Here is a 13,335-nt window from a genome sequence, read left to right on the forward strand (position 1 = left end):
GGGCCGTGCAGCGCCGGCGTGCCGCGAACTCCTGACCTGGCTCCGCCCGCTACCGGCGCGCGCCCCGGCCCAGGGTGTCCTCCAGCCAGTCGAAGACGACCTCGCAGTGCTGCTGCGGCGCCATCGGCGAGCAGTGCAGCTGGGCGCCGGTGGCCGCCCGCATGAGCCGGTACTCCTTGCGGGTGCGCAGCAGCTCGAAGAACTCGCGCGGCTGGCCCGGGTAGAACAGCTCGTACTCGTAGTCGAGCACCAGCGTGGGGCACTTGATACGGCCCACGACCCCGGTGATGTCGAGGGCGATGATCCGCTGGGCCGGCGTCCAGAAGTCGGTGAACATCCGGCCCTGCCGGGCGGCGAGCATCGCCGGGATCGAGAAGGGCTCGATCCGCTTCTTGATCACGAACTGCTCGGACGGCGTCAGCTCCGGGACGATCTCCTCGTTCCAGATGCGGTTGGTCTCCTCCTTGTCCGGGGTCACGATGTCCCGGAGCTCCTCCGGGAAGCCCAGCCACGGGCTGAGGCAGCCCGGCAGCGCGGCCAGGGCGGCGATCCGGTGCTCGAAGGCCGCGGCGCGCGGCGCGAGGTCGCCGCCCATGGACAGGCCGGTCAGCGCGATCCGGCGGGCGTCGACGTCCTTGCGGCGCTCCAGCCAGTCCACGAGCGGCGAGACCACCTGCTCCCAGCGCGGGCTGAAGACGAGCTGGTCGACGTAGAGCAGCTGGCCCTGGCCGGGTCCGTCGTAGACGAGCGCGTTCCAGCCGCGGGCGAGCGCGGCGGAGACTCCGTAGGACCACATGTCGACGTTCGGGCCGTCGCTGCCGTTGGTGAGGATGACGGTCGGCCGGGGCCTGCCGGAGTCGTCCGGGCGGAAGAACCAGACGGGGATCTTGGCGTCGCCCTTGTACCGGACCTGGTCGGTGACCGCCGCGGGCGTGCACAGCCGGGCGAAGGCGTCCCACGACCGGCGGCCCGCCAAGTAGATCTTCTTCTCGTCGCCGGGGGTGTCCGAGCCGAGCACGAAGAACAGCGCCTGCCCGTAGTACTGGGCGGCGCGCAGCGAGCGGAAGCGGCGGGTCTGCGGGTGCGGCGAGGCGTCGGCCGTCAGCCGGTCGCCCCAGCGGCGGAACTCCGCGGTGTACGTCTGCTCGCTCGCCCCGGCGGCGTTGATCGCGTTGACGGCGGTCAGCACCTCCCCGACCTCGGACGCGCTGTAGCCGGCGGCGCCGAGGGCGAGCAGCGCGTTGAAGTTGAGCCCGGGGTCGGCGAACAGCTGCATGACGCCGGGCGTCGGCGACGCCTCGGGCGCGGGAGTCGGGCCACGCCCGGTCGCGGCGGCGGCCGATGCCCCGGCCAGCACGACTGCCCCGGCCCCGGCGGCAAGCCCGGCGAGCGCGCCACGCCGCGTGGGCGCCTGCGCACGGTCTGTGGATGCGTCTCTCATGCGGCCGAACGTTAGGAGGAGCCTCTGCCCGCCACGCCCCCGCCACTCCGACGCTCCTCCGAACGGCCCTCGCGGGCGGCGCGGAGGGGTACGGGGGGAGGCATGCGGTACGACGTGCTGCCAGCTCATCCCGGGCCGGCCTGGCCGCCCGGCGGCTGAGGAGCAGCCGCCGTGCGGCATCGGCAGCTCCCTGGGCGGCCTCGCCACCAGTGCCGGAGCCGCCCCTGCCCTCAGCACCGCAGACTGCTGCCGGGCACCGCACTCGGCGACCTGGCCCACGCAGGCCCGCACAGCCGCCGAGCCCGCAGCTCGCGGACGGCACGCACGCATCCCCACACGGCACCAGAGCCGAGCCGCCCCTGCCCGAAGCCCCAGAGACGGCTGCCCCACGCTCTGCCGGAACAGCCCTTCCGCCAGCACCGAAACCCGCGCGGCAGGGCAGCGCCCCGGCCGCCGGAAACGCCCTGCGCGGCCGCACGGCGGCTGAGGATCACCCGCCGTGCGGCATCGGCAGCGCCCCAGGCGGCCTCGCCGCCAGTGTCCGGAAGGAAGCGGCCCACGCAGTGCCGGAGCCGCCCTGCTCGGCCTCACGGCGGCTGAGGAGCGGCTGACGTGCGGCATCCGCAGCTCCCTGGGCGGCCTCGCCGCCAGTGCCGGAGCGCGCCCCAGCCCTCAGCACCGCAGACCGCGGCCAGGCGACCTGGCCCACGCGGGCCCCGCTGCCGCCGGGCCCGCTAGCCCGCAGTCCGCCGCCCGCATCCGGCAAGCCCGCAGCCCCGCAGACCGCGGCCATGCACCGCACCCGGCGACCTAGCCCCCGCGGGCCCGCACAGCCGCCGAGCCCGCCGCCCCTACCCCGCACCCCCGCAGTCGTCCGCTAGCCCAGCGCCGACTTCACCACGTCCGCCAGGCGGCCCGCCACCGAGCGTGCCTGCTCGATGTCCGCGGCCTCGACCATGACGCGGACCAGCGGCTCCGTGCCCGAGGGGCGCAGCAGGACGCGGCCCGTGGCGCCCAGTTCGCGCTCCGCCTCGGTGACCGCGCTCGCCAGCTCCGCAGAGGTCTTCACCCGCGACTTGTCCACGTCCGGCACATTGATCAGGACCTGCGGCAGCCGCTCCATCACCGCGGCCAGCTCGGCCAGCGAGCGTCCCGTCGCGCTGACCCGGGCGGCCAGCATCAGGCCGGTGAGGGTGCCGTCGCCGGTGGTGGCGTGGTCGAGCACGATGACGTGCCCGGACTGCTCGCCGCCCAGCGCGTAGCCCTCGGCCTTCATGGCCTCCAGGACGTACCGGTCGCCGACCGCGGTCTGCACGAGCTGCAGGCCCTCGCGCTCCATCGCCAGCTTGAAGCCGAGGTTGGACATCACGGTGGCGACGACCGTCTCGCCGCGCAGCGTCCCCGCCTCGCGCATGGCGAGCGCCAGCACGGCGAGGATCTGGTCGCCGTCGATCTCCGCGCCGGACGCGTCCACGGCCAGGCAGCGGTCCGCGTCGCCGTCGTGCGCGATGCCGAGGTCGGCGCCGTGCTCGACGACGGCGGCCTTCAGCAGCCCGAGGTGGGTGGAGCCGCAGCCGTCGTTGATGTTGAGGCCGTCCGGGTCCGCGCCGATGGTGACGACCTCGGCCCCGGCCCGCGCGAACGCCTCGGGCGAGACCCGCGCGGCGGCGCCGTGCGCCTCGTCGAGGACGACCTTCAGCCCGTCGAGCCGGTTGGGCAGTACGGCGATGAGGTGCGCGACGTACTTGTCGAAGCCCTCGTCGTAGTCGGAGACGCGGCCCACGCCCGCACCGGTCGGCCGGTCCCAGGGAGCGCCGGTGCGGTGCTCCTCGTACACGGTCTCGATCTTGTCCTCGAGCTCGTCGGCGAGCTTGTGCCCGCCGCGCGCGAAGAACTTGATGCCGTTGTCCGGCATGGCGTTGTGGCTCGCGGAGAGCATCACGCCGAGGTCGGCGCCCAGCGCGCCGGTGAGGTACGCGACCGCGGGGGTCGGCAGCACACCGACGCGCAGGACGTCCACGCCCGCGCTTGCGAGACCCGCCACGACGGCGGCCTCCAGAAACTCTCCCGACGCACGAGGATCCCGTCCGACCACGGCGGTCGGGCGATGCCCGGCAAAGGTCCCCGCTTCGGCGAGCACATGCGCCGCCGCGACCGAGAGACCGAGCGCGAGCTCGGCCGTCAGGTCCGCATTGGCGACACCGCGCACGCCGTCCGTGCCGAAGAGTCGTCCCACAGCTGTCCTCCGAAAATGCTCCGACAATGCAAGCCTGTGATTGCTGGCCTCTGGGCGCTTCATGCCCGTTTATACGCCCGAGGTCATGGAATGCGTACGCCCCGGCAGCACAGAGTGTGCCGCCGGGGCGTACGCAGAAAAGCAGACCGAGCAGGCGATTAACGCTTGCTGTACTGCGGGGCCTTACGGGCCTTCTTGAGACCGGCCTTCTTGCGCTCGACCGCACGGTCGTCGCGGGAGAGGAAGCCGGCCTTCTTCAGCGCCGGGCGGTTGTTGTCGACGTCCGCCTCGTTCAGCGCACGGGCCACGCCGAGGCGCAGGGCGCCGGCCTGGCCGGAGACGCCGCCACCCGAGATGCGGGCGATGACGTCGTAGCGGTTGTCGAGCTCGAGCACCTTGAAGGGCTCGTTGACTTCCTGCTGGTGCACCTTGTTGGGGAAGTACTCCTCAAGGGTGCGACCGTTGATCTTCCACTTGCCGGTGCCCGGAACGATCCGGACGCGGGCGATGGCGTTCTTGCGGCGGCCCAGGCCGGCGGCCGGCTGGGGGTCGCCGAAGCGGGACGCCATGGACTCGGAGGTGTACTCGCCCTCGACGGGCGCGTCCGACTCGAAGGTCGTCACCTCGGCGAAGGTCTCTTCGCCCTCGGTGCCCTCGACGGCGGTCTCAACAGTGGTCTCGGCCACGATTCTCCTCAGATTTCTTTCGTTCTTAGGCGGTGTGGCCGGTATTACTGCGCGACCTGGGTGATCTCGAACGGGACCGGCTGCTGAGCAGCGTGCGGGTGGTTCTCGCCCGCGTAGACCTTCAGCTTCGAGAGCATCTGACGACCCAGGGTGTTCTTGGGGATCATGCCCTTGATGGCCTTCTCGACGGCCTTCTCCGGGGTCTTGGCCAGCAGCTCGTCGTAGCGGACGGAGCGCAGACCACCCGGGTAGCCAGAGTGGCGGTACGCCATCTTCTGGGTCTTCTTGTTGCCGGAGAGGTGGACCTTCTCGGCGTTGATGATGATGACGAAGTCGCCCATGTCCATGTGGGGGGCGTAAGTCGGCTTGTGCTTGCCCCGGAGGAGGTTCGCTGCCGTAGTCGCCAGACGGCCCAGGACGATGTCCTGCGCGTCGATGATGTGCCACTGGCGCGTGACATCGCCGGGCTTGGGGCTGTACGTACGCACGGTCGTAGCCTTCGCTTCTTCAGTGAGTGGGTTTCCCCGCGCCCGCGAGGGCTCAGGGAAAGGGTCCTGACAAGGCCACCCGGACGATCACGACAGCCTTGGCGGCACGCGGGGACGCAACCCGAATGCCTGCCGCTGGTCATCGGCCCGGTGGACCGGCGTAAGGGCCCCTCACGTGAGATAGAGCAAGCCAATACGCATAACGAACCAGAAGAATACCCGGGGTCCCCCGGGCGGGTCAAAACAGGTGACGGGTACCGGTCAGCGGGCCGCAGCCCCTGACCGGAAACAGCCCCGGAGACAGCCCGGGAACAGGCCCGGAAACAGACCGGAGACAGCCCCGGACGCCCCGGAAGCCCCGGTAGCCACGGAGACAGACCGGAGATCTCCCGGGAGACAGCCCCGGGCGCCGCCCCGGCTACCGCGCCCGCTCCACCCTGCGCTCGTCCCACACCGGCTCCGTCGTCTCCCGGACGACCCCGTCCGAGCCGAACACCAGATACCGGTCGAAGGACCGGGCGAACCACCGGTCGTGCGTGACGGCCAGCACCGTCCCCTCGTACGCCTCCAGGCCCTCCTGCAGCGCCTCCGCGCTCTCCAGGTCCAGGTTGTCCGTCGGCTCGTCCAGGAGCAGCGCCGTCGTGCCCGCCAGCTCCAGCAGCAGGATCTGGAACCGCGCCTGCTGCCCGCCCGAGAGCCGGTCGAAGACCTGGTCGCCCTGCTGCTCCAGCTCGTACCGCCGCAGGACCGACATCGCCCCGCCCCGGTCCTTCGCATGCTCCGTCCACAGGATGTCGACCAGCGTGCGGCCCAGCAGCTCCGGGTGGGCGTGGGTCTGGGCGAAGTGGCCGGGGACCACCCGCGCGCCCAGCTTCCACGTCCCCGAGTGCGCCACCGGCTCCCCCGCCAGCAGCCGCAGGAAGTGGGACTTGCCCGAGCCGTTCGACCCGAGCACCGCGACCCGCTCCCCGTAGAAGACCTCCAGGTCGAAGGGCTTCATCAGACCGGAGAGCTCCAGGCCCTGGCAGGTCACGGCCCGCACCCCGGTCCGTCCGCCGCGCAGCCGCATCCGGATGTCCTGCTCGCGCGGCGGCTCGGGCGGCGGCCCGGCCTCCTCGAACTTCCGCAGCCGCGTCTGCGCCGCCGCGTACCGCGAGGCCATCTCATGGCTCACCGCCGCCGCCTGCCGCAGATTGACCACCAGCTTCTTCAGCTGGGCGTGCTTCTCGTCCCAGCGCCGCTTGAGCTCCTCGAACCGCGCGAACCGCTCCCGCCGCGCCTCGTGGAAGGTGGCGAAGCCCCCGCCGTGCACCCATACGTCGCTGCCGGCGGGCCCCGGCTCCACCGCCACGATCTTCTGGGCGCCCCGCGCCAGCAGCTCCCGGTCGTGCGAGACGAACAGGACCGTCTTACGGGTCTCCCGCAGCCGCTCCTCCAGCCACCGCTTGCCGGGCACGTCCAGATAGTTGTCCGGCTCGTCCAGCAGCAGCGTCTCGTCGGGCCCGCGCAGCAGCGCCTCCAGCACGAGCCGCTTCTGCTCGCCGCCGCTCAGCGTCCGCACCTGCCGCCACTGGGCCTTCTCGTACGGAACGCCCAGCGCGGCCATCGTGCACATGTCCCAGACCGTCTCGGCCTCGTACCCCCGCGCCTCCGCCCAGTCGCTCAGCGCCTGCGCGTACGTCATCTGCGCGGCCTCGTCGTCGACCGTCATGATCAGCGCCTCGGCCGCGTCCACGGCCTGGGCCGCCTCCCTGATCCGCGGCTGCGCCACGGACACCAGCAGGTCCCGCACGGTCCGCTCGTCGCGCACCGACCCGATGAACTGCCGCATCACGCCCAGCCCGCCGCTGACCGTCACCGTGCCGCCGTGCGGCTCCAGTTCCCCCGCGATCAGCTTCAGCAGCGTCGTCTTGCCCGCGCCGTTCGCTCCGACCAGGGCGACGACCGCGCCTTCCCCCACCCGGAAGGAGACATCCGACAGGAGCACCCGCCCGTCCGGTAGGCAGTACTCGAGATGCGCGGCTTCAAGATGTCCCATACTCCGATTCTCTCTGCCGACACCGGTTGCTCCCAACAGGTTTAGGATGCGCGGCATGAGCTTTGGGCAGGGGGGACCTCAGTGGGGCCCCGGTGGACAGAATCAGAACCCGTACGGGGGGCAGGGTCAGGCCCCGTACGGGGGTCAGGACGCGAACGCGTACGGCGGCCAGGACCTCTTCGGCAATCGGTCGGCCTCGCCCGACCCCTTCGGCCAGCGCGGACGCACGGACGACAACACCCCCGACTGGGCCGCGCTCGCCGACGCCTCAGCCGCCCGCACCCGCCGGAAACGGTGGCTGCTGATAGGCGGCGGCGCGCTCGCGACCGCCGCCGTCGCGGGCATCGTGGCGACCGCGGTCGTCGCGTCGAACGGCGACGGGGACAGCAATGCCTCGGGCAAGAACTCCAGCGAGTTCCCCGCGCCCCCCGACCTGCCGAAGGACACCACGCAGCCGCAGCCGTCCTTCTCCTCCGTGGCGCCCCTGCCCCCGCCGAACCCCAAGGACTTCATCTCGAATGAGAAGAAGGACACAGCGCCGCTGTCCGCGGAGACCCTCTTCCCCGGCAAGAAGCTGACCATGGGCGACCGCGTCTACGCCAAGGGCGGCACCGCCCGCACCGGCGACTGCGCCTCGGCGACCCAGGGCGCGCTCGGCCCGATCCTCGACCGGAACGGCTGCGACCAGGTCTTCCGCGCCACGTACAGCAAGGACGGCATCGCCGTCACCGTCGGCGTCGCGGTGTTCGGCGCCGAGGCGGAGGCGAAGAAGGCGGTCCAGCAGGCCGACGGCAACGTCGCCCCGCTGGCCGGCTCGGGCGTGGCGACCTTCTGCAAGGGCGGCCCGGTCTGCCGCTTCACCGCCAACTCCTACGGCCGGTACGCCTACTTCACCGCCACCGGCTACACCCAGGCCAAGTCCGTCACCAAGGGCGACACCAAGGCGTTCCAGACGGGCGACGACCTCGCGGAGTTCACCTTCCGCCAGATCGTGCGCCGCGGCGAGGCGCAGGCGTCAGCAGCAGCCACCGCCCCCGCCGCCTGAACCGGGCAGCGACCGCTTGTTGCGGGCCTCCCGGTTCCGGGCGGCCAGCAACTCGTCGGCGGGGTAGCCGACTTCCTCCAGCGTCAGACCGTGCGGCCGCACGACGTGGACCGCCGAGTCCCGTACCCCCGCGGCCAGCACCTTGCCCGGCCAGTCGGCCGGCCGGTGCCCGTCCCCGACGAACAGCATCGCGCCGACCAGCGAGCGCACCATGTTGTGGCAGAAGGCGTCCGCCTTCACGGTCGCGGTGACGATCCCGGCCTCGTCCCGCTCCCAGCGCAGCGTCTGCAGGGTGCGGATGGTCGTCGCGCCCTCGCGCTTCTTGCAGTACGCGGCGAAGTCGTGCTCCCCCACCAGCCGCTCCGCGGCTGCGTTCATGGCCGCCACGTCCAACGGCCAGTCGTGCCACAGCACATGACCGCGCAGCAGCGGGTCGACGCCCCCGGGATCGTCGGACACCCGGTACGCGTACCGCCGCCAGACCGCGGAGAAGCGCGCGTTGAACCCCGCGGGCGCCTCCTCGGCCCGCCAGATGCGCACATCGCGCGCGAGCCGCCCGGCCAGCCGCTTCAGCAGCTTCTCCCGGTGCTCGGCCCACAGCTCCACCGGCAGGTCGACGTGCGCGACCTGCCCGCGCGCGTGCACGCCGGCGTCCGTCCGCCCGGCCACCGTCAGCTCGTACGTCGTCGACGACCGCGTCACCGTGCGCAGCGCGTCCTCGACGTCGCCCTGCACGGTCCGCTGCCCGCGGGCCTGCTTGGCCCAGCCGGAGAAGTCCTTGCCGTCGTACGACAGGTCCAGGCGCACCCGTACGAACCCGGGCTTCACCTCGTCACTCACCAAACGTTCCTCTCAGCGGGGCGCCGCCGGCGCGGCGCCGCCCGGCCCGGCTACGCGAAAGCGGGCCCGCCCCGCAGGGGGCGGACCCGCTCAGTGCGAGGCTGGGCCTCAGGCGTCCTTGGACTCCTCGGCAGCGGCCTCGGCCGGCTTGGCGTCCTCGTCCTTCTTGAGGGCGTCTTCCTTGACCGCGCGCTTGGTAGCGGCCTCGGCCTCGGCGACGGTCGCCTTCTTCGCGATCTCACCCTCGACCAGCTCGATCACAGCCATCGGGGCGTTGTCGCCACGACGGTTGCCGATCTTGGTGATGCGGGTGTAGCCACCCGGGCGCTCGGCGAACCGCGGAGCGATCTCGGTGAAGAGCACGTGCACGATGCCCTTGTCCGTGATCGTCTGCAGCACCAGGCGACGGTTGTGGATGTCGCCCTTCTTCGCCTTGGTGATCAGGCGCTCGGCGACCGGACGCAGGCGGCGGGCCTTGGCCTCGGTCGTGGTGATACGGCCGTGCTCGAAGAGCGACTTCGCGAGGTTCGCGAGGAGGAGCTTCTCGTGCGCAGCGCTGCCGCCCAGACGGGCGCCCTTGGCGGGCTTCGGCATGGTGTTTCTCCTTGAGATCTGCACCGGCCGTGTCAGGTACCGGTGTCAGGGCCCCGCAGGCGGATGCCTACGGGCAGCTATCAGCGATCCAGCCCGTCCGGCGACCGAGGACGAAGCCTTGGTCGCCGGGCGTTCGGATCAGTACTGCTCGGTCTCCACGAAGCCCGCGTCCGCGTCGTCGTCGGCGCCGAAGGCGTCGGCGGCGGCGGTCGGGTCGAATCCGGGCGGGCTGTCCTTGAGGGCCAGGCCCATGCCGGCCAGCTTCGCCTTGACCTCGTCGATCGACTTCGCACCGAAGTTGCGGATGTCGAGCAGGTCGGCCTCGGAACGCGCAACGAGCTCGCCCACGGAGTGGATGCCCTCGCGCTTGAGGCAGTTGTACGAACGAACGGTGAGCTCGAGCTCCTCGATCGGCAGCGCCAGGTCGGCGGCAAGGGCGGCGTCCGTGGGGGACGGGCCCATGTCGATGCCCTCGGCGTCGATGTTGAGCTCGCGCGCCAGACCGAACAGCTCGACCAGGGTCTTGCCGGCCGACGCCATGGCGTCGCGGGGACGCATGGCCTGCTTGGTCTCGACGTCGACGATCAGCTTGTCGAAGTCGGTGCGCTGCTCGACACGGGTCGCCTCGACCTTGTACGTGACCTTGAGCACCGGCGAGTAGATGGAGTCGACCGGGATACGGCCGATCTCCTGGCCCACCTGCTTGTTCTGCACGGCGGAGACGTAGCCGCGACCGCGCTCGACGGTCAGCTCCATCTCCAGCTTGCCCTTGCCGTTCAGGGTGGCGAGGACGAGGTCCGGGTTGTGGACCTCGACGCCGGCCGGCGGGGCGATGTCAGCAGCGGTGACCAGGCCGGGACCCTGCTTGCGCAGGTACATCACGACCGGCTCGTCGTGCTCCGAGGAGACGACCAGCTGCTTGATGTTGAGGATGAGGTCGGTGACGTCCTCCTTGACGCCCGGCACGGTGGTGAACTCGTGCAGGACCCCGTCGATGCGGATGGACGTGACCGCCGCACCCGGAATCGAGGAGAGGAGCGTACGGCGGAGCGAGTTGCCGAGCGTGTAGCCGAAGCCGGGCTCGAGGGGCTCGATCACGAACCGCGAGCGGTACTCGTCGACGACCTCTTCGGTCAGCGAGGGACGCTGAGCGATAAGCATGAGAAATGCCTCCAGTCTTGGCACCCACTATTTGATGCCAACGGAACAAGGGTACGGGCGATACGACGCCGAAGCGCCGTACCGCCCGAGAAGTCAGACCCGCGGGGGGTCAGACGCGGCGACGCTTCGGGGGGCGGCAGCCGTTGTGCGGGGTGGGGGTGACGTCCTGGATCGAGCCGACCTCGAGGCCGGTGGCCTGGAGGGAGCGGATCGCGGTCTCACGGCCGGAGCCGGGACCCTTGACGAAGACGTCGACCTTGCGCATGCCGTGCTCCTGCGCGCGGCGGGCGGCCGACTCGGCGGCCATCTGCGCGGCGAAGGGGGTGGACTTGCGCGAGCCCTTGAAGCCGACGTGGCCGGCGGAGGCCCAGGAGATCACGTTGCCCGAGGGGTCCGTGATCGAGACGATCGTGTTGTTGAACGTGCTCTTGATGTGCGCGTGGCCGTGAGCGACGTTCTTCTTTTCCTTGCGGCGCACCTTCTTGGCAGCGCCCTGACGACCCTTGGGGGGCATCTATATCTCCTACGGGAGGTGGTCGGTCCTACAGCGAAGACCGCGTGGTCAAGCGTCCGCTGAGGACTACTTCTTGCCCGGCTTCTTCTTGCCGGCGATGGCGCGACGCGGGCCCTTGCGGGTACGGGCGTTCGTGCTGGTCCGCTGTCCGTGCACGGGCAGGCCACGACGGTGGCGGATGCCCTGGTAGCACTGGATCTCGATCTTGCGGCGGATGTCGCCCTGGATCTCGCGGCGGAGGTCGCCCTCGGTCTGGAGGTTGGCGTCCACGTACTCGCGGATCTTGACCAGGTCCTCTTCGGCCAGGTCGCGAACGCGGGTGTTCGGGTTCACGCCGGTGGAGGCGAGGATCTCCTTGGACCGGGTGCGCCCGATACCGAAGACGTAGGTGAGTGCGATCTCCACACGCTTTTCGCGCGGGATGTCAACACCGGAAACGCGTGCCATTCAATGGCTCCTGTGTGTTCGGGGGTCTTCCGCAAAGCCGCTCCTCATTCGCCGTATGAGGTACGAATCAGGTCCCCGGCCCCCGCCGGAGGTGCCGCCGACCCTTGCGGGCTGGGCGGGCTCTGCGTATGTACGTATTGCTTGCGTCGCGCGAAGAACTGCGAAATGCAGGTCGGTCGGCGTGCGTCAGCCCTGGCGCTGCTTGTGGCGCAGGTTGTCGCAGATGACCATGACCCGGCCGTGACGGCGGATCACCTTGCACTTGTCGCAGATCTTCTTGACGCTCGGCTTGACCTTCATGGGTGTGAGGTTCTCCGGGTCAGTGCCACCACCCGCGCGCGGAGGCGGGGTGCGGGCAAGATCTACTTGTACCGGTAGACGATCCGGCCACGCGTCAGGTCGTACGGGGAGAGCTCCACGACGACCCGGTCGTCCGGGAGGATGCGGATGTAGTGCATACGCATCTTGCCGGAGATGTGCGCGAGGACTTTGTGACCGTTCTGGAGTTCCACCTTGAACATGGCGTTCGGGAGGGACTCGATCACGGTGCCCTCAATTTCGATGGCACCTTGCTTCTTGGCCACGCTTCGCCTTTCGAATCGGCTACCTTGATCGACTCTCACATACGCACGTAGACACACGGGTACACGAGAGCCGACGCATCAGTCTACGTCAGGCCACTCGAAAAGACGAATCAGGCAAGTTTGCCCACTCAGGGTGATCGTTACGCCGTGCGGGCCGCGCGCTCTTGGAGCCGCCGTCCGGGCGGCGGGGCCGAGGGCCCCGCCGCGGCGGCGAAGGGCTCGGGCGCGGGGCCGGAGGGCGGGAGCCCGGACCTCGGGGGACGCGAGCGACGGTGTGCGGCTCGCGGGGTCCGCTGCGAGGTCCGGGGCGGGGGTCCGTGGCGGGCCTCGCTCAGGCGAGCGGGTCCGGCGCCGCCGTCACGCCCAGCTCCGCCAGCTTCGCCTTGCCGCCGTCCACGGCGGTCAGCACCAGCGGGCCGTCCTCCGTCAGCGCCACCGAGTGCTCCCAGTGCGAGGACCAGGTGCCGTCCGTGGTGATCACGGTCCAGTCGTCCTGGAGCACCTCGGTGTGCGGCGTGCCCAGGGAGACCATCGGCTCGATCGCCAGGCAGAAGCCCGGGACCAGCTTCGGCCCGCGGCCGCGCTTCTTGGAGACGTAGTTCAGCAGATGCGGGTCCATGTGCATCTCGGTGCCGATGCCGTGGCCGCCGTACTCCTCGATGATCCCGTACTTGCCCGAGGCCGGCCGCGGCTGGCGGCGGATGTAGCCCTCGATGGCGCGGGAGACGTCGATGAGCCGGTTGCCGTTCTTCATGGCCGCGATGCCGGCCCACATCGACTCCTCGGTCACCCGGGAGAGCTCGAGGAGCTCCGGAGCGTGACCGCTGCCGACGAACGCGGTGTAGGCCGCGTCGCCGTGCCAGCCGTCCACGATCGCGCCCGCGTCGATCGAGATGACGTCGCCGTCCTTCAGCACGGTCTTCTCGTCCGGGATGCCGTGGACGACGACCTCGTTGACCGAGGTGCAGATAGTCGCGGGGAACCCGCCGTAGCCCAGGAAGTTCGACTTCGCCCCGTGGTCGGCGATCACCTTGCGCGCGACCTCGTCCAGATCCTTCGTCGTGGCGCCCGGCACCGCGGCCTCACGGGTCGCCGCGTGGATGGCGGCGACGACCAGTCCCGCCTCACGCATCTTCGCGATCTGCTCGGGGGTCTTGATCTGCACCATTGCGGCTGGCGCCTTTCTGGCTCGGCACGACGGGAACTGCACGACGGGAACTGACGGGAACTGCACGGGGGCCGCTCGGAAAGCGGGCTACTC

The 13,335-nt window shown here is 70.7% G+C and carries 14 protein-coding genes; 1 reads left to right on the plus strand and 13 read right to left on the minus strand.

Annotated elements, in window-relative coordinates; all coding sequences use genetic code 11:
* Positions 1-49: 49 nt before the first annotated feature.
* From AB0M39_RS05260 to AB0M39_RS05280, 5 genes are all read right to left on the minus strand, one after another.
* On the minus strand, positions 50-1,441 hold the full coding sequence (locus AB0M39_RS05260; RefSeq protein WP_365360370.1) for an alpha/beta hydrolase: 1,392 nt from the start codon (positions 1,439-1,441) through the stop codon (positions 50-52).
* A gap of 877 nt (positions 1,442-2,318) precedes the next feature.
* On the minus strand, positions 2,319-3,677 hold the full coding sequence (glmM, locus tag AB0M39_RS05265) for a phosphoglucosamine mutase (protein ID WP_365360372.1): 1,359 nt from the start codon (positions 3,675-3,677) through the stop codon (positions 2,319-2,321).
* A 158-nt stretch (positions 3,678-3,835) separates the two neighbouring features.
* The gene (gene rpsI / locus AB0M39_RS05270) at positions 3,836-4,363 is read right to left on the minus strand and encodes a 30S ribosomal protein S9 (RefSeq protein WP_365360374.1); all 528 of its coding nucleotides are present in this window, start codon (positions 4,361-4,363) and stop codon (positions 3,836-3,838) included.
* 44 nt (positions 4,364-4,407) lie between these two features.
* Positions 4,408-4,851 carry a 50S ribosomal protein L13 gene (rplM, locus tag AB0M39_RS05275; protein WP_365360376.1) on the minus strand — a complete coding sequence of 148 codons (444 nt, stop codon included), beginning with the start codon at positions 4,849-4,851 and terminating at the stop codon, positions 4,408-4,410.
* A gap of 418 nt (positions 4,852-5,269) precedes the next feature.
* Complete coding sequence (locus AB0M39_RS05280; RefSeq protein WP_365360378.1) at positions 5,270-6,889, minus strand: ATP-binding cassette domain-containing protein; 1,620 nt, start codon at positions 6,887-6,889, stop codon at positions 5,270-5,272.
* A 55-nt stretch (positions 6,890-6,944) separates the two neighbouring features.
* Between AB0M39_RS05280 and AB0M39_RS05285 the strand changes: the two genes are divergently transcribed.
* Positions 6,945-7,934, plus strand: a complete 990-nt coding sequence (locus AB0M39_RS05285) for a hypothetical protein (RefSeq protein ID WP_365360380.1) — start codon at positions 6,945-6,947, stop codon at positions 7,932-7,934.
* On the opposite strand, the gene truA is transcribed toward AB0M39_RS05285, so the two are convergent.
* The 8 genes from truA to map all read right to left on the minus strand — a co-directional run bounded on the left by truA (position 7,905) and on the right by map (position 13,242).
* On the minus strand, positions 7,905-8,774 hold the full coding sequence (truA, locus tag AB0M39_RS05290) for a tRNA pseudouridine(38-40) synthase TruA (protein ID WP_365360382.1): 870 nt from the start codon (positions 8,772-8,774) through the stop codon (positions 7,905-7,907). The two genes, AB0M39_RS05285 and truA, sit on opposite strands and share 30 nt — an antisense overlap.
* Positions 8,775-8,882: 108 nt before the next feature.
* Positions 8,883-9,368: a 50S ribosomal protein L17 gene (rplQ, locus tag AB0M39_RS05295; RefSeq protein ID WP_365360384.1), complete on the minus strand. Its 486-nt coding sequence runs from the start codon at positions 9,366-9,368 to the stop codon at positions 8,883-8,885.
* Between the two features lie 138 nt (positions 9,369-9,506).
* Entirely contained in the window at positions 9,507-10,529 is a 1,023-nt protein-coding gene (locus tag AB0M39_RS05300; RefSeq protein WP_003956430.1) for a DNA-directed RNA polymerase subunit alpha, read from the minus strand.
* Positions 10,530-10,638: 109 nt separating this feature from the next.
* Positions 10,639-11,043, minus strand: a complete 405-nt coding sequence (gene rpsK / locus AB0M39_RS05305; protein ID WP_003956432.1) for a 30S ribosomal protein S11 — start codon at positions 11,041-11,043, stop codon at positions 10,639-10,641.
* A 66-nt stretch (positions 11,044-11,109) separates the two neighbouring features.
* Positions 11,110-11,490 (minus strand): 30S ribosomal protein S13, encoded by a 381-nt coding sequence (gene rpsM / locus AB0M39_RS05310; protein ID WP_005313488.1) that lies wholly within the window; start codon positions 11,488-11,490, stop codon positions 11,110-11,112.
* 186 nt (positions 11,491-11,676) lie between these two features.
* On the minus strand, positions 11,677-11,790 hold the full coding sequence (gene rpmJ, locus AB0M39_RS05315; protein WP_003956441.1) for a 50S ribosomal protein L36: 114 nt from the start codon (positions 11,788-11,790) through the stop codon (positions 11,677-11,679).
* Positions 11,791-11,852: 62 nt separating this feature from the next.
* Complete coding sequence (infA, locus tag AB0M39_RS05320) at positions 11,853-12,074, minus strand: translation initiation factor IF-1 (protein ID WP_003956442.1); 222 nt, start codon at positions 12,072-12,074, stop codon at positions 11,853-11,855.
* Positions 12,075-12,405: 331 nt separating this feature from the next.
* Entirely contained in the window at positions 12,406-13,242 is an 837-nt protein-coding gene (gene map, locus AB0M39_RS05325; RefSeq protein WP_365360387.1) for a type I methionyl aminopeptidase, read from the minus strand.
* Positions 13,243-13,335 lie beyond the last annotated feature (93 nt).

The organism is Streptomyces sp. NPDC051907 (genome assembly GCF_040681075.1).
Lineage (GTDB): Bacteria > Actinomycetota > Actinomycetes > Streptomycetales > Streptomycetaceae > Streptomyces.

Bases quoted from the DNA above. Each gene is read 5' to 3' on its own strand.
- rpmJ (WP_003956441.1), bottom strand. From the start codon at position 11,790: ATGAAGGTCAAGCCGAGCGTCAAGAAGATCTGCGACAAGTGCAAGGTG.
- AB0M39_RS05260 (WP_365360370.1), bottom strand. From the start codon at position 1,441: ATGAGAGACGCATCCACAGACCGTGCGCAGGCGCCCACGCGGCGTGGC.
- map (WP_365360387.1), bottom strand. From the start codon at position 13,242: ATGGTGCAGATCAAGACCCCCGAGCAGATCGCGAAGATGCGTGAGGCG.
- AB0M39_RS05285 (WP_365360380.1), top strand. From the start codon at position 6,945: ATGAGCTTTGGGCAGGGGGGACCTCAGTGGGGCCCCGGTGGACAGAAT.
- rpsM (WP_005313488.1), bottom strand. From the start codon at position 11,490: ATGGCACGCGTTTCCGGTGTTGACATCCCGCGCGAAAAGCGTGTGGAG.
- AB0M39_RS05300 (WP_003956430.1), bottom strand. From the start codon at position 10,529: ATGCTTATCGCTCAGCGTCCCTCGCTGACCGAAGAGGTCGTCGACGAG.
- rpsK (WP_003956432.1), bottom strand. From the start codon at position 11,043: ATGCCCCCCAAGGGTCGTCAGGGCGCTGCCAAGAAGGTGCGCCGCAAG.
- AB0M39_RS05280 (WP_365360378.1), bottom strand. From the start codon at position 6,889: ATGGGACATCTTGAAGCCGCGCATCTCGAGTACTGCCTACCGGACGGG.
- rplQ (WP_365360384.1), bottom strand. From the start codon at position 9,368: ATGCCGAAGCCCGCCAAGGGCGCCCGTCTGGGCGGCAGCGCTGCGCAC.